This is a genomic window from Streptomyces sp. UF-297 (genome assembly GCF_058245575.1).
This window is the reverse complement of sequence record NZ_JBSIBZ010000045.1, coordinates 23694-42502: the sequence shown is the minus strand read 5'-3', so window position 1 is coordinate 42502 and position 18809 is coordinate 23694. Positions and strand designations below refer to the sequence as shown.

The window sequence follows — 18809 nt, the reverse complement described above, 5'->3', positions numbered from 1 at the left end:
TTAGATGCCGTCGGCGCCTGCGGACTGCCCGCTGCCCATGTGCGGATCAGCGGATCGCTGGTCCGGCTGCGGTGCTTTGTACAACCCTTGTGTGCGACGTTGGATCTCGGCCAGGCGCTGCTTCACATCGGTATCCACGGCTTCGTATCCGCGCTCGGCGACCTGGGAGCCGATGCTCAATGTCTCAATCTGATCGCTGAACGCCTTGGAGAATGTCTCCAGTTGGGAGAGAACCTTCTCGTAGGCGGCGGCCAGGCCTTCCGCCTCGGCGAATCCCTGGCCGAAGGAAGACCGGGCGATGGTGCGCTGGCTCAGCGTTCCGGGGTCCGCGTTTGATGCCCTCAGACGCGCCAGCAGGTCATCGACCCGCTTCTTGAACTTACCCAGCGTCTCGGCCTCGACGGCCAGCGCCGCGCTCTGGGTCATCGGCGCAACTCCGTTGACCTGCGTGGTCGTGGTTTCGTCGGTCCCCATAGCGCTTCCCCCCGTAAGTCACTAACGTCAGGAGCCACTCTAGTCACCACCTATGACATCGACCGGTTGTGTTGCGCCAAGGGGTTCGAAAAGCGCCAATCGCTCTGATCATGAATGGTAGTTCCGTCCACCACTGGGCTCATGTGTCGCGTTCCTCAACAACGTAGGTACAGCTACTCATTGACACGGTTGGAGCGGCGACGGACATCACGCCACACCACTGCCGTTCCCGCGATCACCGCGACCGCGACGCCGCCGGCGCCCAGGCCGTAGGTCGCGTACCGCTCCGCTCGCTCCTGCGGGGTTTCACCGGTCGGTAGGGCGATCGGGTCGGGGGGTGTGGCCTTTGACGGGCCGCTGTCGGCGGTGGGCTTGTCGATGGGGCGGTCGTCCTCGGTGAGGGCGCGTACGGGGTCGACGACGCCCCAGCCGACAAAGCTGTCGTGGCCGTTGACGGTGCGTTCGGCGGTCTGCTCGATCTGGGCGACGATCTGGTGTTCCTTCCAGTCGGGGTGCTTGGCCTTCAGGAGGGCGGCGACGCCAGCGACGTAGGGGGCGGAGAAGCTGGTGCCGTTGTCGACGCACTGGCCGCCCTTGGGGACGGTGGAGACCATGTCCACGCCAGGGGCCGCGACGCCGATGAAGTGGCCGCTCTGGGAGAAGGGAGCGCGCTCGTTGTTGCGGTCGGAGGAGGCGACGGCCAGGACGCCTTCGTAGGCCGCCGGGTAGGTCTCTTTGAGCTGGCCGTCGACGCCGTCGTTGCCCGCGGAGGCGACTACAACGACGTTCTTGGCCCGTGCTTCCCGTACGGCTGCGGCCAGGTCGGAGTCGTGGGAGAGCGGTTTGGCGGTGTCCTGGGAGATGTTGATGATGTCCGCGCGGGCGGCGAGGGCCTTGCGGATGGCCTGGGCCAGGGTGGCGGCGGTGCCGGTGCCCTTCTCATCGTTCTGGCGGATGGGGATGATCGTTGCTTCGGGGGCCAGGCCGACGAAGCCGGTGCCCGGGCGGGGGCGGGCCGCGATGATTCCCGCGACCTTGGTGCCGTGGCCCACCGGGTCGTACGTGCCGTCCTTGGGCGCCTTCGGGTCCGCGTCTTTGGCCTTGGTCAGGAAGTCCCAGCCGCTCTTGGCGTCGACGGCGGCGGTGAGCTGCGGGTTGGTGTTGTCCACGCCGGTGTCGATGACGGCGACGCGGACCGGGTCGCCTGTGGCGTTACGTCCCTTGGTGTCCTGCCACAGGCGGTCGAAGACGAGGCGTTGCAGGGACCAGGGGCGCTCTTTGATCTGCTGCTTCATGGGGAAGGTGCACGCGCCGTTGCCCTCCGGTACGGGGGTGACGTCCTCCCCGCCTGCTGCCATCGCGGGCGAGGGTGCGCCCGTCGCGGCTACGAGCAGCACGGCCGCCGGCCATGCCGCAGTGCGTTTCCTCCCCACCTGTGGGTCCCCCGTTCCTTACGAGCCCTGCGGCTGCCGGGCGGCCTTGGTGTCCAGCCGCGGTCCCATCGGCAGGAACGTCGACCAGTTCGCCGGCACCAGTACGGGCTTGATGTCCTTGTACCCGAGCAGGATCTGCGCCTGGTGGGACTCCTGCTGCTTCTTCGTGCCCTGCTGCTTGTCCTTGCCGCCGTCTGGCGACGTATCGTCCGCTCCGATGCCGGACTGCTTCGCGCTGCTGTCGTTGTTCGCCTGGACGCCGTACCGCAGCCCCGTGTCCGTCACCAGGAAGGTCGCACCCGAGTTCACGTCTCCGGCCTGGATCTGCTTGTAGAAAAGGCCCGTTCCGGGGGTGACGTAGGCGCTGGTGCCACCATTGACGACCTGCTGCGGGTAGCTTGTCCCGGCCCATGTACTGAGTTCCGTGCCGCCGGTTTTGGATACGTCGCGCAGCACGCTGCACACCGTGTCGCGGTTTCCCTGGGCCGTGGCCGTATTGGCCTGCTCGGCAACCGCCTGCGGCCATTCCTTCTCCGCGAAGAGATTCTCGGTCTGCGGGGTGAAGGACTGTGCGTCCACCTCGGTGGGCCGGTTGCGCTGTTCCAGCTGGGCTGTCTGCTGGGAGAAGAGAAGGAGCCGGGCGACGAAGTCCGAGACCGGGACCACCTTGCCCTGCAGGACGACGTACTGCTGGGCTCCAGCGCCGGTGGTGGCGCGCAGCACCATGCCGACGCGGTTCTCTCGCGCGCCGAGTCCCTTGATGCCGGCCGGTTGGCCAACCGTCCCTTGAAGGGCGGGGAATTGGATCGGTGTTCCGTCGTGGAAGGTGGCCAGCCAGTCCTTGGTGACCTGCTGTGGCTGTCTGCTGCCCACCAGCGCGCGCAGCAGGAGTTCTGTGTCGCGGCCGCCATTGATGAGGTATTTGGTGCCCTTGGGGTCGATCAGATAGCGCGCGCCCTCGGCGCCGCCGGTCTCTTGGACGTAGAGCACCTGGCCGCCGTGGAGTCGACCCGGGCCCTCTACCTTTTCCGCGTCGCGGTCGGCGAGGAGGAACGTCGCTTTCTGTACGGACTTGCCGTTGCTCCCCGGCTGCTCGCAGACCGCCCAGCGTTTGCGCTTTTCCGCCTCCTTGGCTTCCGGGATACGGTCCGGTGCGTACGGAATGCCGAGGGTTGGCCCGTGCGGGATCTTCCCGTTGTCGAGCTCGTTCTCGTCGACCTTGAGAAGGTTGAACTGCTCGGTTTTCAGCAGCAGTCGGGCGGAGGCCATGTTGAGTACGGGGTGCAGTTGCCGCTTGCCCCCGGTGTTGAGGACGACGTACAGGGTGGCGGATTTGCTGCCGACGATGACGTGTTGGCCGGGCTTGTCCCAGCCCTTGGGGGCCTTGGGCCGGAACATGCCCCAGGCGCCGAATCCCGCCAGGATGAGTGCGGCGATGACCAGGCCGGGGAGTACGGCGCGCAGGGGGCTTGGGGCGCCTTCGTCCGTACGATCCGGTGAGGGCTGCAAAAAGGCAGCCACCAGCCGCTTCTTGGCGAAGGTGTAGCCGTTGAGCTCGTCCCGCCGTGATGCCATGGTGCTGCGCTTCCCCCTGCGACCGCTAATTCGACTATTCGGATATTCGGTCTCGTCTTCCCCGGCCCCGAACACTGCCGCCGGTGGGCCTATCCGGCACTTTGCCGTTCGTCCGTCACTCTCGCCGTACAGAGGCCAGGAGTTGCTGGTCACCGCGCCCCGTACGTCACCGGCTCTCACCCACTGGTCATGCTGCGCGCCCGGCTGTACAGGTCCAGGACTGCCAGGCACAGCGGCATCAGGGACAGCAGAAGCAGCCCGTCGGTGAGGTCGAGGGCACGTCCCCAGAACGGAGTGAGACCTCGCTTCGGGACGGTGAGCGCCACCAACGTCAGCAGCGCCACTCCGCCGACGAGGGCGAGCGCCAGCCACAGCGTGTGAAAGTCCATCCGGGCACGGTCACCCGCGAGGAAGTCGGTAAGCGCTCTGGTCGGCGGATGGACGGCCATGCCCAGTACGAGCAGCACCAGCGCGCCGAGCCCCGCGACGAGCGTGCACACAACCTGCGCTGTGTAGCGGAAGAGCCGGGCACGCAACAGCGTCGCCAGACCGGCCGCCAGGGCAAGGAGCTGAGCCCACATCGAGGCCGAGAATCCAAGGACGCCTGCCGCTGCGACGACGACCACGCAGCAGCCGCCGAGCAGCCCGAAGAGCAACTCGTGGCCGCGGCGGGCCTGTGCCGCGATGCGCTGCTCGTCGACAGCTTCCGGCCCGAGGGGATCCGTACCGCTGGGGTCCGTCTCCGCATCCCGCTCGGCCAGGCTTCGCGGCGTCACATAGCCGATGGGCAGCCGGGCCAGGCGCGTGGAGAGTCCGGGCAGGAAGGCCATGAGGCCGATGGCCGCAGGGATACAGACACCCGCGGCCTGAGTTGCCGTTGCCTCGGTGATGATGGCGAGGAAGGCCGCGACGGTGCCGACCGCGGCGACAAACACCGCAGCGATGAACGGCGCATCGCCCTGCGGCGACAGCGCGACCAGCCCGACGGAGACAACCAGTACGGCAATGCACCCCAGCAGGAACTGCAGCCGCCCTGCCCCTTGTCCGGCGTCCGGGCCGATAATTCCCGAGCCCGCGCACAGCACGATCGGCAGCGATCCCAGGCCGAGGGCGACGGCGGACGGCTGGTCGCGGTAGACCCGTGCCCGTACGCCCGCGAGCGCGGCCAGCAGCAGCCCGGCCGTACCGGCGACGATGCCGGGCAGGCTGTGCACGTCGTGCCGTACGGGATCGGCGCTCCACAGCACGAAGGCGAGAAGGACCAGCAGCACGCCGACTCCGGCCAGACCCGCCCCGCGCAGCATGCCGTCGTTCCACAGCCGCCGATCGCGCGTGACGGCGGAGGCCACGGCGTCGGAGACATCATCAAAGACGGCCGGTGGCAGCGATTGTGCGAAGGGCCGCAGGTGGAGCATCTCACCGTCCACCACCCGCTGGTCGGCGAGGGTGCGGGAGCTGTCCAGGGCGGTGCCGTCGCCGCGGAAGAGGTAGTAGCCGGTCGGTGCGTCCGGGGGCTGAGTCTGGCCGGTCAGCCGCAGGATCTGAGGGTAGATGTCGGAGACCGGGATGTTCTCGGGCAGGGCCACATCGATACGGCTGTCGGGGGCGACCACAGCGACCCTGCGAAAGCCGGTGCCCACGCTCGTACTCAACTTCTCGTCCCCCTGTTCCCGTCCGATGCGGGTCAGGCCGGCCGTGCCACGAAACCCTTCCCCCACCAGTCACATTAGTCGGCAGTAGGATCGCCTGGCGCGGGGGGCGCCGTCGCCAGAAGGCGATGGGTACGAAATGCGCCTGCCCGTATCAAGGGATTCCCGCACGTGAGGGAACCGAGGGATTGGTGCGCGGTGAGTCAGATCGTCGTCAAGCGCCCGCCGCGGGCGCTTCCGCCGGACGTTCCCAGTGACGAGCTGCGGCTCGAAGCGCCACCGGAACTGCCGCGCGGGCAGCAGGAGGGCGTGCTGATGCAGCTCCTGCCGATGATCGGCATGGGCTCGTCGGTGGTGTTCTTCTTCATGCCGGGGATGCCCGGCTTCATGCGCATCATGGGCGCGCTAATGCTCGTTTCAACAATCGGCATGGTCGTCGCCCAGGTGGTCCGCTATCGCCGCGGTACGCAGGGGGAAATGGCGCAAAGTCGCCGTGACTACCTCAAGTACTTGGCCCAGACCCGCCGCCGGATCCGCCGTACGGCAACGGCTCAGCGCAACGCCCAGCACTACCTCCACCCCGCCCCCGACCAGCTCTGGTCGGTCGTCGCCGAAGGCACCCGCGTGTGGGAGCGGCGCATCGGCGATGCGGACTTCGGCCAGGCCCGCATCGGCCTGGGCACCCAGCAGCTCGCCACCCCGCTCATCGCCCCCGACACCGCACCCGTCGACGAACTCGAACCGCTCACCGCGGGCGTCATGCAGCGCTTCCTGACCACCCACGGCTCGCTGCCGCACATGCCGGTCGCCGTCTCGCTGCGCGCCTTCTACCACGTCACCGTCTCCGGCGACCCCGCCTCCGCCCACGGCACGGCACGGGCCCTGATCGGCCAACTCGTCACCCTGCACTCGCCCCAGGACCTCATGGTCGCCGTCGTCGCCGCCCCCGGAGCCATCGAGCGCTGGGAGTGGACGAAATGGCTGCCGCACACCCAACTGCCCAGCTCCCTGGACGGCGCCGGCACCCGCCGCCTCTTCGCCGACGACCTCACCGAACTCGAAACCCTCCTCGCCGACCACCTTTCCGACCGCCCCCGCTTCAGCCGCGACGCCGCCCCCCTCCTCGACCAGCCGCACCTCGTCCTCGTCCTGGACGGCGGCATGGTCCCCGCGGACTCCGCCTTCGCCACCCCCGAAGGCCTACAAGGCGTCACCGTCATCGAAGTCATCTCCGGCGACCTGGACGAGCCCCGCGGCGGCCTGGCCGTACAGGTCCACCCCGCAACCGGTGCCCACCCCGCCCGCCTGCGCCTTCAGTCCGCCGTCTCCCGCTACGACGGCACCCCCGACACCCTCTCCCTCGAACGCGCCGACACCCTCGCCCGCCAACTCGCCCCCCTCCGCATCGACGTCCACGACGAAGGCGAACCCCTCCTCGCCAACCTGGACTTCACCGACCTCCTCGACCTCGGCGACCCGGCCGCCATCGAGGTCGCCCGCACCTGGCGCCCCCGCTCCCAGGCCGAACGCCTCCGCGTCCCCATCGGCATCGACGAGGCCGGCCAGCCCGTCATGCTCGACCTCAAGGAAGCCGCCCAGAACGGCATGGGCCCGCACGGCCTGTGCGTCGGCGCCACCGGCTCCGGTAAGTCCGAACTCCTGCGCACCCTGGTCCTGGGCCTGGCGGTCACCCACTCCTCCGAAACCCTCAACTTCGTCCTGGCCGACTTCAAGGGCGGCGCCACCTTCGCCGGCATGACCGACCTCCCCCACGTCGCCGCCGTCATCACCAACCTCGCCGACGACCTCTCCCTGGTCGACCGCATGGGCGACTCCCTACGCGGCGAACTCCAACGCCGCCAGGAACTCCTGCGCCGCGCAGGCAACTTCGCCAACATCCACGACTACGAAAAGGCCCGCGCCGCCGGCCACGCCCTTACCCCGCTCGCCTCCCTCGTCATCGTCATCGACGAATTCAGCGAACTGCTCACCGCCAAGCCCGACTTCATCGAGATGTTCATCCAGATCGGCCGCATCGGCCGGTCCCTCGGTGTCCACCTCCTCCTCGCCTCCCAGCGCCTGGAAGAAGGACGCCTGCGCGGCCTGGACACCTACCTCTCCTACCGCATCGGCCTGCGCACCTTCTCCGGCGCCGAATCCCGCGTCGCCCTGGGCGTCCCCGACGCCTACCACCTCCCCTCCGTCCCCGGCTCCGGCTACCTCAAGTTCGGTACGGACGAGATGACCCGCTTCAAGGCCGCCTACGTCTCCGGTACGCACCACACCGGCACCCACCGCACCGAAGAAGGCCCGCTCCCCCTCGCACGCCGCGCCGCCCTCTTCACCGCCCCCGCCGTCCCCATCACCTACATCCCCCCGTCCCCGGACACCCCCGCTGCCGAACCCTCAACTGACGACGGGCTCGCCGACACCGTCCTGGACGTCATCGTCCGCCGCCTCGAAGGCCAGGGCCCGGCCGCCCACCAGGTCTGGCTCCCGCCCCTGGACAAGGCCCCCGCCCTCGACCAACTCCTCCCCACCCTGGCCACCACCCCAGAGCGCGGCCTGCACGCCGCCACCTACCACCTCGAAGGCAAACTCACCGTCCCCCTCGGCCTGGTCGACAAGCCCTTCGAACAGCGCCGCGAAATCCTCTACCACGACTTCTCCGGAGCCACCGGCCACCTCCTGATCATCGGCGGCCCCCAATCCGGCAAGTCCACCCTGCTGCGCTCCCTCATCGGCGCCTTCGCCCTCACCCACACACCCGCCGAAGTCCAGTTCTACGGCCTCGACTTCGGCGGCGGTGCCCTCAGCTCCATGACCGACCTCCCGCACGTCGGCTCCGTCGCCTCCCGCCTCGACCCCGAACGCATCCGCCGCACCATCGCCGAGGTCGCCGGCATCCTGGCCCGCCGCGAGGAATACTTCCGCGCCCAGTCCATCGACACCATCGCCACCTACCGCCGACGCCGCGCCGAATGCCAACTCCCCGACCAGCCCTGGGGCGACGTCTTCCTCCTCATCGACGGCTGGGGCCCCTTCAAGGACGAATACGAACTCCTCGAACCCGTCGTCACCGACATCGCCTCCCGCGGCCTCGGCTTCGGCATCCACGTCATCCTCACCGCCTCCCGCCACATGGAGGTCCGCGCCGCCCTCAAGGACCAACTCCTCGGCCGCCTCGAACTGCGTCTCCCCGACCCCATGGACTCCGAGTTCGACCGCAGAGTCGCCGCCAACGTCCCACCCGGCGTCCCCGGCCGCGGCCAGACCCCCACCAAACTCCACTTCATGGCCGCGCTACCGCGCACCGACTCCACCCACACCACCGACGACCTCGCCGACGCCACCACCGACTTCATCCGCACCGCCGCCGCGGCCTGGTCCGGCCCACCCGCCCCCGCCGTCCGCCTCCTGCCCCACAAGGTCCCCGCCCACCAACTCCCCAACGGCGCCGACCACCCCGACCGCGGCATCCCCCTCGGCCTCGACGAAACCCACCTCGCCCCCGTCTACGTCGACTTCGAAACCGACCCCTTCCTCCTCATCTTCGGCGAAAGCGAATCCGGCAAGACCGCCACCCTGCGCCACATCGCCCACAAAATCGCCGAACGCTACACCCCCGACGAAGCCAAAATCGTCGTCGGCGACTACCGCCGCACCCTCCTCGACGCCATCCCCTCCTCCCACCTCCTCGAATACGCCCCCACCGACGCCACCCTCACCACCCACATGACCGCCCTCGCCGCCCTCATGCAACGCCGCGAACCCACCCCCGACACCACCCCCCAACAACTCCGCGACCGCAGCTGGTGGACCGGCCCCCGCTTCTTCGTCCTCCTCGACGACTACGACCTCATCGCCACCAGCACCAACAACCCCCTCTCCCCCCTCACCGACAAACTCCCCTACGCCCGCGACACCGGCATCCACTTCGTCATCACCCGCACCACCGCCGGCATCTCCCGCGCCCTCTTCGAACCCGTCCTCCAACGCCTCAAAGAACTCGGCGCCCAGGGTCTGATCCTCTCCGGCGACCCCAACGAAGGCGACATCCTGGGCACGACCCGCGCCCACCCCATGCCCCCCGGTCGCGCTCACTACGTCACCCGCAAACGCGGCACGCCACTGGTCCAACTCGGCTGGCTGCCTAGCCAATAGCCTCCGGCAAGGTCGTAATGACGCGTCGGGTGGCTGGGCTTGATTCCTTCCTTGGAGCACGAGGCCAGCTGCCTGACCATGAAGTGAGCCGATCAGGCCCGTGCCGCCTGTTACGCCTGAGGCGCCCACTCCCGTGCGAAGGTCTCCATCTGCTTGAGGATCAGCTTGATCGCCTCTTCCTCTTCCTTCGGTGGGTAGTCGAACTTGGCCAGGACCCGGCGGATCCGGGTACGGAGCTTGGCACGCACGGGTTCACGGGAGAGCCAGTCGACGGACAGGTTCTTGCGGATGTCCGCGACGAGCGCTCGAGCGATCTTGGCCAGGGTCTCGTCGCCGCCAGCCATAAGCTCTGCCATGTCGCGGTGGGCGACGGCGTCGTAGAAGGCGAGTTCTGCGGGGCTCAGTGGCGGGTCGAAGCGGTCTCCTCGATCTGCTTCCGCCAGAACTTCCTGGATCATAGCGGCGAGTTCGGCGATCACCTGGGCGCTGGTGAGTTGCTGGAGCATGTAGCGCCGCATCAGGTCGTCGAGGCGCTCGGCGAAACTATCGTGGCGGACGATGTTGTGCTTGGTAACCTCGCGCATCTTCTCCTGGATGATGCGGCGCAGCGCTTCGGCGACCAGATGCGGGGTCTCGGAGTTCTCCATCTTGCGGAGCTGGGCTTCGTTGAGGCGGGTGATGTCGAGGCGGCCTATGCCGGCCTGGTCGTACAGATCGGTGATCTCGTCGGCATCGACGACGGAGGCGGCGAGCTGTTCGAGGTAGATACGGACCTCGGTGGCGACCGGTTGGCCTGTCGCGTCGCGCTCGGCGGTGTCCAGTTTGATCATCCAACCGCGGACCTCGCTGAAGAAGGCGATGTCGCGACGCCTTTCCTCTAGGTCGGCGCAGCGCTCGGTGATGTCCCGGCTCATGGAGCAGATCCGGTAGAAGCGGTCGAGGCGAGAGGCGCTCTCCTTGAAGCGGACGGAGAGCGGCTTCACCCCCGGCTCCACCTTGTTGCCGGGGGCCGGTGGTACTCCGCGACCGGTAGCGCCCCCATCGGTCGTCCCTTACCGAGACGCCGTTCCGTGCGTTCCATGCCCCGAATCCCCCGCCCAGGACGCGAACCTGCGGCCCGGCGCTCCCGCAGATTGTGTCCCTCTCTCCATCTTCAGTGGGGGAAGAGGAGGTTACGGCGTCCCCAACCGCCGGGGACACGACGCTGCCTGTGCGGAGGCTAGCTCAGCTGCAACGCTACTCAGCGGCCGAGCGGGCGTGAGCTACATGTGTGGACCGGAGCTGACGTCATCAGCAATTTCCTCATCATCAGTAGCCAAAAGGCTACGTAAAGCCTAGAATAAATTCGGTTGATAGCGAGTTAAGGCGTGGGCTATTGGCACAAGCCCCCCCTCCGAATTGAACTCCCACGATCCTGGCACCCCATCACCGAGCAACGCCAGAGAGCCCACAACGGGCTCCGATGGCGCGATGGGCGCGGTTAAGGGGTAGCCGTAGGAGGCTGCCGGGGCCCCACCGGTGAAACGCAGCAGAGCTGCTTACCTGCCACAGAGCATTGTGCGCGTTCACGACTTGGCGGAACGGGCAGAGTGGCGGTCGGTGTGCGGTGGGAACACGGGTTCCGGGGCGGCTATTACTGGAGGCGGAAGGGGGGCGCGCCGAGTAACACACTTCGAGGAGTGGGGAACGGCCCGGTGATGCTCCCGGAGCAGGCGTCGGTGCGGGGCAGGGGGAGGAGTCGACCGAGTCGGGGGAGTGGGGGCGAGGGTTCCCGGAAATAGGTGGGGCCCACCCGTAGATGGGCCCCTGCCTGCGTTGCACCGTCGGGACTACAGGATTTCGAACCTGCGCCCCCTTGCTCCCAGCCAAGCGGTCTGCCGCTGCAACCCGATGACGGCCCGGACCGCCAGCGGCCCCGTGCTGACATGCGGCTTCCCCCGGTCGCATGTTCTGGGTCCAGTGCCGGGGGCTCCCGGCCGCGACCGGTTCACGGCCCGCTGGCGCGCCCCGATGCCCCAGGGGACGGCGTGCACAACCAGTGCACAACCAGTGCACAATCGCGCGGGAACTCGCGGGAAAACCGCAGGTGGGGGAGGGAGGCGTCATGTGACGCGAAGTGGCCCCGGCCAGAGTGTTTTGCCTGGTCAGGGCCATGGGGGCGGACGAGTCGGCCTGTACGCCGGGTTTTGTCGCCTCCGGGCCTTGCGGCCGGAGGGAGACGGCCATCCATCTAGGGCTGCCGTTGCCGACAGCCTCGTGCGGTCTACCCGCGGACTCGGGCGGGCAGCCCTCGGTCGTCCGCGCAGGGCCGTCGTGAAACGGCCCCTCTTGACCTTGCTCCGGGTGGGGTTTACCTAGCCCTCCGAGTCACCTCGGAGGCTGGTGGTCTCTTACACCACCGTTTCACCCTTACCGGGAGCCGAAGCCCCCGGCGGTCTGTTTTCTGTGGCACTGTCCCGCGGGTCACCCCGGGTGGGCGTTACCCACCACCCTGCCCTGTGGAGCCCGGACGTTCCTCGGGGGGCTCGTCAAGAACCCCACGCGGCCGTCCGGCCGGCTCGTCCGCCGTGTCGACCATGCTACCTGGCCTGGTGGGCGGGCCTTGACCTTGTCGTAGCGGCAACGTTTCTACTTGGGCTCATGGGGACCGGACGCGAAGGCGTGAGGGCATGAGAATCGGAATGGGCTCATGAGGATCGGGGAGCTGGCGGCGCTGGCCGGGGTCAGTACGCGGACCGTGCGGCACTACCACCACCTGGGGCTGCTGCCGGAGCCGGAGCGGCGGGCCAACGGGTACCGGGAGTACGGGCTGCGCGACGCGGTGGCGCTGGCGCGGGTGCGCCGGCTGGCCGAGCTGGGGCTCGGGCTGGACGAGGTGCGCGATGTGATGGCCGAGGACGCCGGGCGGGAGCTGGAGGAGGTGCTCGCCGAACTGGACGCGGACCTGGCGCGCCAGGAGGAGGCGATCCGGGCGCGGCGGGCCCGGCTGGCCCAGGTGCTGCGGCAGGCCAAGGAGCACGGCGGGCTGCCGTCCGAGGGGCTGGTGTCCGCGCAACTGGCCGCGTTCTTCGCGGAGATGGGGCGGATCCAGGCCGCGCTGCCGGGTCCGGAGCCCGCGATGGCGGCCAAGGACCGCCAGGTGCTGGCGCTGCTGGAGTCGAGCATGGACGCCGGGCAGCGGGAGTGGGTGACCTCGCTGCTGCGCCAGTCCCTGGCGACGCCGCAGGCCGTGCAGCGTACGTACGAGGTCTATGAGCTGCTGGACGAGCTGGCCCAGGCGGCGACGGACGATCCGCGGGTGGCGGAGGCGGCCTGGGCGCTGGCCGAGTGCCTTCCGCAGGACTTGGTGCAGCAGATCGGCAGGCAGGGCGGTCAGGCGGCGAAGGCGCAGGACGCGGAGGCGGGCGGCGGGTTCGTCCAGGCGCTGTTCGCGGACTTCGCACCGGCCCAGGCGGAGGCGGTGCGGCAGGCGCTGCGCCTGGTGATGGAGATGCAGGGGGAGAAGGGGATGGGGCAGTGAGCTCGGTGGTGGGGCGGCTGGCCGCGCACGAGAGGCGGTGGCTGGCGAGCCTGGTCCTGTGGGTGGGGCGGCGGCGGTACGGGGTGCGGCCCGGGGACCGGATGATCGGGTACGCGCGGGCGCAGGCCTCGACGCTGTACGGGCTGGGCTTCGTGTGCCTGGTGGAGACGGTCGGGCTGCACTTCATGCTGGCGGGGGCGCCGACGGTGCGGCTGGTGGTGTTCGTACTGGATCTCTACACGCTGCTGATGGTGCTGGGCTTCCAGGCCGCGGCGGTGACCCGGCCGCACGTCCTGGCCCCGGACGGGCTGCGGGTCCGCAGGAGCGCCCAGTTCGAGGTGTGGATACCGCTGGAGCGGATCGCCTCGGTCCGCTACGACCTGCGCTTTCCCAAGCTGGACAAGGCGGGTGCGCGGGCGGCCGCGCGGGAGGGTGTGCTGGAGCTGCCCATCGCCTCGCAGACCGACATCACCGTCGAGCTGTGCGAACCGGTCACGGTGGTGCGGCTGCTGGGCGAGCCGGAGCAGGTCCGTACGGTCCGCTTCCACGCGGACGAGGCACGGGCCGCGGTCGCCCTGATCAAGAAGGCGGTGGAGGAGGCGGCCGCGGGGACGGCCACGGGAACGGTCGCGGACGGGGAGGCCCGCGCCGTACAGCCGTCGGGCCGCCACCCGCGAACGGGCGACGAGCGGGGCGTCAGGCGGGAGCGAAGCGGACCGGGTCGCGGCCCGGTTCGGCCGCGGTGAGGCGGACGCGCAGGCGCTCGCCCAGCGGCAGCGGCGGGTCCTCGGGAGCGGCCTCGATGCGGCCGATCACCGCCGGGTCCTCGATGTGGACCGTGCCCTGGCGCGGCTTGCCGTCCTGGACGTCGACGACGTAACCCTCGAAGGTCTCGCCGATCCGGCCGCGCATCAGGGCCGCCTCGACCAGATCCACGCAGGCGCGCTCGACCTGGTTGGCGCGCCGGCCGCCCGCCTCCATCTCCTTGGGGAGCCCGGGCAGTGCCGTACGCACCCAGTCGGGCACCGGGGTGCCGGCAGCGGCGGCCAGGCACACCTCGGAGGTGTAGCGGTCGGCCAGCCGCCGCAGGGGCGCGGTGGCGTGCGCGTACGGGGCGGCGACGGCGGCGTGCAGGGCCTCGGCCGGGGGTGGCGCGGTGCCGTCGAAGACGGTGTATCCGGCGCCGCGCAGCAGCGTGGTGCACTCCTGGAGGAAGGCGGCGTGCGCGGCGTGCCGGGGGTCCAGGGTGCGCACGAGGGCGGCGTAGGAGGTGTGCGGCGGCCAGTCGATGCCCAGCGCGCGGGCGGCCAGGTGCAGGCGGGCGACCGCGCCGTCGGGGGCGGTGGGGAGCGTGCGCAGGATGCCGGTGCCGCAGTCGAGCATGAGGTCGGCGGCGGCCATGCCGGTGAGCAGCGAGATCTGGGCGTTCCAGCCGTCGGCGGGCAGCGGGGCGCGGTATTCGAGGGTGTAGCCGCCTGCCGGGCCGCCCTCGGCGCTCTTGGCGATCTCCTGCTCGGGGACGTTGAGGGAGATGCCGCCGCGGGCCGCCTCCCGCTCCTCGCGCAGTCTGCCGATCTCGCGCAGCAGGCTGAGCGGTTCCTCGGCGGTCTCGGAGTCGATGGCGCGCTGGACGCCCGCGTAGTCGAGCTTGGCCCGGGAGCGTACGAGGGCCCGGCGCAGGTCCGTGGCGATGAGCGCGCCGTCCGCGTCGAGGTCGAGCTGCCACAGGACGGCGGGGCGGTCCCGGTCGGGCAGCAGGCTGGCGGCGCCCTCGCCGAGGGTGTCGGGGTGCAGCGGGACGCGCTCGTCGGGGAAGTACAGGGTCGTCACGCGGCGGTGCGCCTCGGCGTCCAGGTCCCCGCCCGGGGTGACGAAGGCCGCGACATCGGCGATGGCGTAGTGCACGCGGTAGCCGCCGCCCGCCCGCCGGGACAGGAACATCGCCTGGTCCAGGTCCATCGAGTCGGGCGGGTCGATGGTGAACAGCGGGATGTCGGTGGCGTCGTGGGAGGGCAGGCGCGGCTCGCGGGCCGCGCGCTCGGCCTCCTGCCGGGCCCCGGCGGGAAAGTCCTCGGGGAGTTCGAGGTCCCGGCGGAGTTCGCGCAGCGCGGCGCGCAGCGGTGCCTCGGCTGCGTCGGTCACATGCATATGGCGACGGGGCATGGTGTCGAGCGTATGGCCGCGGCGCCGCGGGGGCGCGGCAAGCGGCGGGCGGGAGTGGCTCCTGGTACGGCCTAGGCTTTCGGGGGGGCCGTACCCGTCGGGTCCGCCGTACTGCTGTGAACGTGAAGGAGAACACCGTGCTCGTGCTGCTGCCGCCGTCCGAGGGGAAGGCCGCCTCCGGGGCCGGGAGCCCGCTGGATGTGGACTCGCTGTCGCTGCCGGGGCTGGCGGCGGCGCGCGCCGAGGTGCTGGCGGAGCTGGTCGAGCTGTGTGCGGCGGACGAGACGAAGGCGCAGGAGGTGCTGGGGCTCAGCGACGGCCTGAAGGGCGAGATCGCCAAGAACGCCGGGCTGCGGACGGCCGGTACGCGGCCCGCCGGGGAGATCTACACGGGCGTGCTGTACGACGCGCTGGGCCTGGGGTCCCTGGACGCCAAGGCGAAGAAGCTGGCCGGGCGCTCGCTGCTGGTGTTCTCCGGGCTGTGGGGCGCGGTGCGGATCGGGGACCGGATCCCCTCCTACCGCTGCTCGATGGGGGTGAAGCTGCCGGGGCTGGGGGCGCTGGGCGCGTACTGGCGGGCGCCGATGGCCGAGGTGCTGCCGCAGGCCGCGGCCGAGGGACTGGTGCTGGATCTGCGCTCGGCGGCGTACGCGACGGCGTGGAAGCCCAAGGGCGAGGTCGCCGAGCGCACGGCGACGGTGCGGGTGCTCCAGTCGAAGATCGTGAACGGGGTGGAGAAGCGCTCGGTGGTGAGTCACTTCAACAAGGCCACCAAGGGACGCATGGTCCGGGACCTGCTGACGGCGGGCCTGGAGCCGGGCTCCCCCGCGGAATTGGTGGAGGCGCTGCGCGGGCTGGGGTACGCGGTGGAGGCCGAGGCGCCCGCGAAGGGCGGCAAGGCGTGGGCGATCGATGTGATCGTGACCGAGCTCTGAGCCGACAGCGGCGGCGCATTGCGTCATGCGCAACGCCCGTTGCGCATGACGTGAAGCCGGGCGCACTATGGGCGGCGTGACTAACGCTGCCGCCCCCGCCGCCCTCCCCTCCGTCCTGGGCCTGGCCCCCGTCATCCCCGTCGTCGTCATCGAGGACGCCGCCGACGCCGTACCGCTCGCCCGCGCCCTGGTGGCCGGCGGGCTGCCCGCGATCGAGGTGACGCTGCGCACGCCCGCGGCCCTGGACGCGATCCGGGCGATCGCCGAGGCGGTCCCGGACGCGGTCGTCGGCGCGGGTACGGTCCTGACGCCCGAGCACGTGGACGCGTCGGTGGCGGCCGGCTCCCGCTTCCTGGTGAGCCCGGGCTGGTCGCCGACGCTGCTGGCGGCGATGCAGGCATCCGGGGTGCCGTTTTTGCCCGGCGTCTCGACGGCCTCGGAGGTGGTGACGCTGCTGGGCGAGGGCGTCACGGAGATGAAGTTCTTCCCCGCGGAGGCGGCGGGCGGCACGGCCTACCTCAAGTCCCTCGCCTCGCCGCTCCCCCGGGCCCGCTTCTGCCCGACCGGCGGCATCGGCCTGGCCTCGGCGCCCGCCTACCTCGCACTGCCCAACGTCGGCTGCGTGGGCGGTACGTGGATGCTGCCGGCCGACGCGCTGCGCGCCAAGGACTGGGGCCGGGTGGAGCAACTGGCGCGCGAGGCGGCGCAGTTGGGCTGAGGCGCGACGGCGCGGGGCCCAGGGGGCACATCCCCCGGACCCCGCGCTCGTTTCCCTTACGCGCCGGTGACGTTCGGCGCCACGAGCGGGAACTTCGGGTCGGACGCGGTCAGGTAGGAGAACACCGTGTCGGCGGCGCTCTGCTCCCCGTCCACGATCTCGATCTCCTTGTTGGCGACGGCGTCGTCGAAGTTCCGCGGGAAGTCCGGGCCCTTGAGGAGCAGCCGGTTCAGCACCTCACGGGAGAGCTTGAGGGTGAGGTCCGGGGTGCCCGCGAAGAGGTCCTTGCCGGGTACGTAGACCAGCACACCGTTGCGCAGGACCGTGGTGCAGAGCTGGTCGGTCGCGCCGGTGATCCGCCACTGGAGCACGATCGGCGCGGACTGCTCCGCGCCCGCCTTCGGCCCGTCGATGCTGCGCGCCAGGGCGGCGAAGTACTGCTCCAGGCTGAGGCTGTTGACCAGGTCACCGGCCTCCTGGTTGGCCCGGGGCTGCACGCCGTTGGCCAGCTCCCACGCGCCGGTGAGGTAGAAGTCGCGCCAGGTGCCGTTCTCGGAGCCGTAGCCGAGCTGCGTCAGCGCCTTGTACTGGAGCTTCTTGGCCTCCTCGTTCTCGGCGGGGTAGCCGAAGACGACGTGGTTGAGCAGCTCGGCCGTCCAGCGGTAGTCGCCGCTGTCGTACGCCGCCTGCGCCACGCTCTGTACGGCCTGGACGCCGCCGATGGCCTCGACGTACCGCCGGCCCGCCTCGGCCTGCGGGTAGGTCCACAGGTGGGCCGGGTTGCCGTCGAACCAGCCCATGTAGCGCTGGTAGACGGCCTTGAGGTCGTGGCTGACCGAGCCGTAGTAGCCGCGGGTGTACCAGTGGTCGGCCAGCGACTTGGGGAGCTGGAGCTCCTCGGCGATCTCCAGGCCGTTCTTGCCCACGTTGATCAGGCGCAGCGCCTGGTCGTTGAGGTAGGCGTACACGTCGCGCTGCACGCTGAGGTACTCGACGATCTTCTCCTGGCCCCACAACGGCCAGTGGTGGGAGGCGAATTCGACGTCGGTGTGCTCGCCGAAGGTCTGGATGGCCTCGGTGAGGTACTTGGACCAGGCGTGGGCGTCGCGCACCTGGGCGCCGCGCAGGGTGACGAGGTTGTGCAGGGTGTGGGTGGCGTTCTCGGCCGCGCACAGGGTGCGCAGCTCCGGGAAGTAGAGGTTCATCTCCGCCGGGGCCTCGGTGCCGGGCGTGAGCTGGATGACCATGCGTACGCCGTCGATGATCTGGCGGTACAGGCCGGGGCGCCAGGGGATGACGTCCTTCTCGGACCAGTCCTCCCGCTTGACGGGGCCGTTGTCGGCGTCGCCGATGCTGACGGTCGGCGCGAGGAGGGTGACCTCGCCGGTGGAGATGGTCAGGCCGAGGCCCGAACCGACCTGCCCGTAGGGGGACTTGTCCAGCTTGGCGGCGTACATGTACTCCGCGCGGCGGCCCATGGCCGGGCCCGCGTAGACGTTCTCGCTGACCGCGTGCTCCAGGAAGCCGTCGGGCGCGATGATGGGCATGTCGGGGACGACATCGTTCTTCTCGGCGAACAGGCCGCGGACGCCGCCGAAGTGGTCGACGTGGCTGTGGGTGTAGATGATGCCGACGATCGGCTTGTTGCCCACGTTGTCGCGGTAGAGCTTGAGCGCGTGCTGCGCGGTCTCGTAGCAGGCCAGCGGGTCCAGGACGATGATGCCGGTGTCGCCCTCGATGATCGTCATGTTGGAGAGGTCGTAGCCGCGGACCTGGTAGATGGCACCGCGCGGACCGGAGGTGACCTGGAACAGCCCGGCGACGGAGGTGAGTTGACCCTGGCGCCACAGGCTCGCGTTCACCGGGTCCGGGGCGCGCTCGTCGCCGTCGCGCAGGAAGTCGTAGCCGGCGAAGTCCCAGACCGGCTCGTCGCCCTTCTTGCGGGCCGGGATGAAGGGGATGTCCGGGACGGCCAGCAGACCGCGGTTGGCGTCCGCGAAGTCCTCGTCGCTCGACGGGATGGTCTCGATCACCTTGCGGTTCGCCTCGGCGATGGCCGGCGCTGTCTCTACGGGCTCCCACTGGCTCGTCATGTCGCAACCTCCATAAGGGCATGCGGAATTCACCGCACGCAACGGGGGGGGCGGCGTACGGTGCGCCTGGTACGCCGGTGACGCT

General features: G+C 70.0%; 12 protein-coding genes and 1 other RNA gene. 5 read left to right on the top strand and 8 right to left on the bottom strand.

All coding sequences use genetic code 11. The features are described from left to right. The 4 genes from AC4IJH_RS24250 to eccD all read right to left on the bottom strand — a co-directional run bounded on the left by AC4IJH_RS24250 (nucleotide 1) and on the right by eccD (nucleotide 5134). A complete protein-coding gene (locus AC4IJH_RS24250; RefSeq protein ID WP_490853937.1) occupies nucleotides 1-474 on the bottom strand; it encodes a DUF2563 family protein in 474 nt (157 codons plus the stop codon). 173 nt (nucleotides 475-647) lie between these two features. Continuing rightward, nucleotides 648-1769, bottom strand: coding sequence for a type VII secretion-associated serine protease mycosin (gene mycP / locus AC4IJH_RS24245; RefSeq protein WP_490853963.1), 1122 nt, complete (start codon nucleotides 1767-1769; stop codon nucleotides 648-650). A 156-nt stretch (nucleotides 1770-1925) separates the two neighbouring features. Beyond that, on the bottom strand, nucleotides 1926-3482 hold the full coding sequence (gene eccB / locus AC4IJH_RS24240; protein ID WP_490853936.1) for a type VII secretion protein EccB: 1557 nt from the start codon (nucleotides 3480-3482) through the stop codon (nucleotides 1926-1928). Nucleotides 3483-3658: 176 nt separating this feature from the next. Next, nucleotides 3659-5134 carry a type VII secretion integral membrane protein EccD gene (gene eccD / locus AC4IJH_RS24235; protein WP_490853935.1) on the bottom strand — a complete coding sequence of 492 codons (1476 nt, stop codon included), beginning with the start codon at nucleotides 5132-5134 and terminating at the stop codon, nucleotides 3659-3661. Nucleotides 5135-5329: 195 nt separating this feature from the next. Here eccD and eccCa point away from each other — a divergent pair, with 195 nt between their 5' ends. Further along, nucleotides 5330-9295 carry a type VII secretion protein EccCa gene (gene eccCa / locus AC4IJH_RS24230; RefSeq protein WP_490853934.1) on the top strand — a complete coding sequence of 1322 codons (3966 nt, stop codon included), beginning with the start codon at nucleotides 5330-5332 and terminating at the stop codon, nucleotides 9293-9295. Between the two features lie 110 nt (nucleotides 9296-9405). Here eccCa and AC4IJH_RS24225 read toward each other — a convergent pair whose 3' ends face one another. Beyond that, nucleotides 9406-10278, bottom strand: coding sequence for a DUF3387 domain-containing protein (locus tag AC4IJH_RS24225; RefSeq protein WP_490853933.1), 873 nt, complete (start codon nucleotides 10276-10278; stop codon nucleotides 9406-9408). A 1176-nt stretch (nucleotides 10279-11454) separates the two neighbouring features. After that, an RNA gene (gene rnpB / locus AC4IJH_RS24220) (RNase P RNA component class A) lies at nucleotides 11455-11856 on the bottom strand. A gap of 128 nt (nucleotides 11857-11984) precedes the next feature. Between rnpB and AC4IJH_RS24215 the strand changes: the two genes are divergently transcribed. Both AC4IJH_RS24215 and AC4IJH_RS24210 read left to right on the top strand, forming a co-directional pair. Continuing rightward, nucleotides 11985-12815, top strand: a complete 831-nt coding sequence (locus tag AC4IJH_RS24215; RefSeq protein WP_490853932.1) for a MerR family transcriptional regulator — start codon at nucleotides 11985-11987, stop codon at nucleotides 12813-12815. Then, entirely contained in the window at nucleotides 12812-13561 is a 750-nt protein-coding gene (locus tag AC4IJH_RS24210) for a hypothetical protein (protein ID WP_490853931.1), read from the top strand. Before AC4IJH_RS24215 ends, AC4IJH_RS24210 begins: the two co-directional genes overlap by 4 nt. Here AC4IJH_RS24210 and AC4IJH_RS24205 read toward each other — a convergent pair. Further along, complete coding sequence (locus AC4IJH_RS24205) at nucleotides 13512-14978, bottom strand: RNB domain-containing ribonuclease (RefSeq protein WP_490853930.1); 1467 nt, start codon at nucleotides 14976-14978, stop codon at nucleotides 13512-13514. The two genes, AC4IJH_RS24210 and AC4IJH_RS24205, sit on opposite strands and share 50 nt — an antisense overlap. A 137-nt stretch (nucleotides 14979-15115) precedes the next feature. On the opposite strand from AC4IJH_RS24205, the gene yaaA reads away from it, so the two are divergent. Together yaaA and AC4IJH_RS24195 are read left to right on the top strand one after the other, a co-directional pair. After that, complete coding sequence (gene yaaA, locus AC4IJH_RS24200) at nucleotides 15116-15913, top strand: peroxide stress protein YaaA (RefSeq protein ID WP_490853962.1); 798 nt, start codon at nucleotides 15116-15118, stop codon at nucleotides 15911-15913. A 67-nt stretch (nucleotides 15914-15980) separates the two neighbouring features. Next, nucleotides 15981-16631, top strand: a complete 651-nt coding sequence (locus tag AC4IJH_RS24195; protein WP_490853929.1) for a bifunctional 4-hydroxy-2-oxoglutarate aldolase/2-dehydro-3-deoxy-phosphogluconate aldolase — start codon at nucleotides 15981-15983, stop codon at nucleotides 16629-16631. A gap of 56 nt (nucleotides 16632-16687) precedes the next feature. On the opposite strand, the gene AC4IJH_RS24190 is transcribed toward AC4IJH_RS24195, so the two are convergent. Then, a complete protein-coding gene (locus AC4IJH_RS24190) occupies nucleotides 16688-18724 on the bottom strand; it encodes an alkyl/aryl-sulfatase (protein WP_490853928.1) in 2037 nt (678 codons plus the stop codon). Nucleotides 18725-18809 lie beyond the last annotated feature (85 nt).

Bases quoted from the DNA above. Each gene is read 5' to 3' on its own strand.
- AC4IJH_RS24195 (WP_490853929.1), top strand. From the start codon at position 15,981: ATGGGCGGCGTGACTAACGCTGCCGCCCCCGCCGCCCTCCCCTCCGTC.
- mycP (WP_490853963.1), bottom strand. From the start codon at position 1,769: ATGAAGCAGCAGATCAAAGAGCGCCCCTGGTCCCTGCAACGCCTCGTC.
- AC4IJH_RS24205 (WP_490853930.1), bottom strand. From the start codon at position 14,978: ATGCCCCGTCGCCATATGCATGTGACCGACGCAGCCGAGGCACCGCTG.
- AC4IJH_RS24215 (WP_490853932.1), top strand. From the start codon at position 11,985: ATGAGGATCGGGGAGCTGGCGGCGCTGGCCGGGGTCAGTACGCGGACC.
- AC4IJH_RS24250 (WP_490853937.1), bottom strand. From the start codon at position 474: ATGGGGACCGACGAAACCACGACCACGCAGGTCAACGGAGTTGCGCCG.
- AC4IJH_RS24190 (WP_490853928.1), bottom strand. From the start codon at position 18,724: ATGACGAGCCAGTGGGAGCCCGTAGAGACAGCGCCGGCCATCGCCGAG.
- eccB (WP_490853936.1), bottom strand. From the start codon at position 3,482: ATGGCATCACGGCGGGACGAGCTCAACGGCTACACCTTCGCCAAGAAG.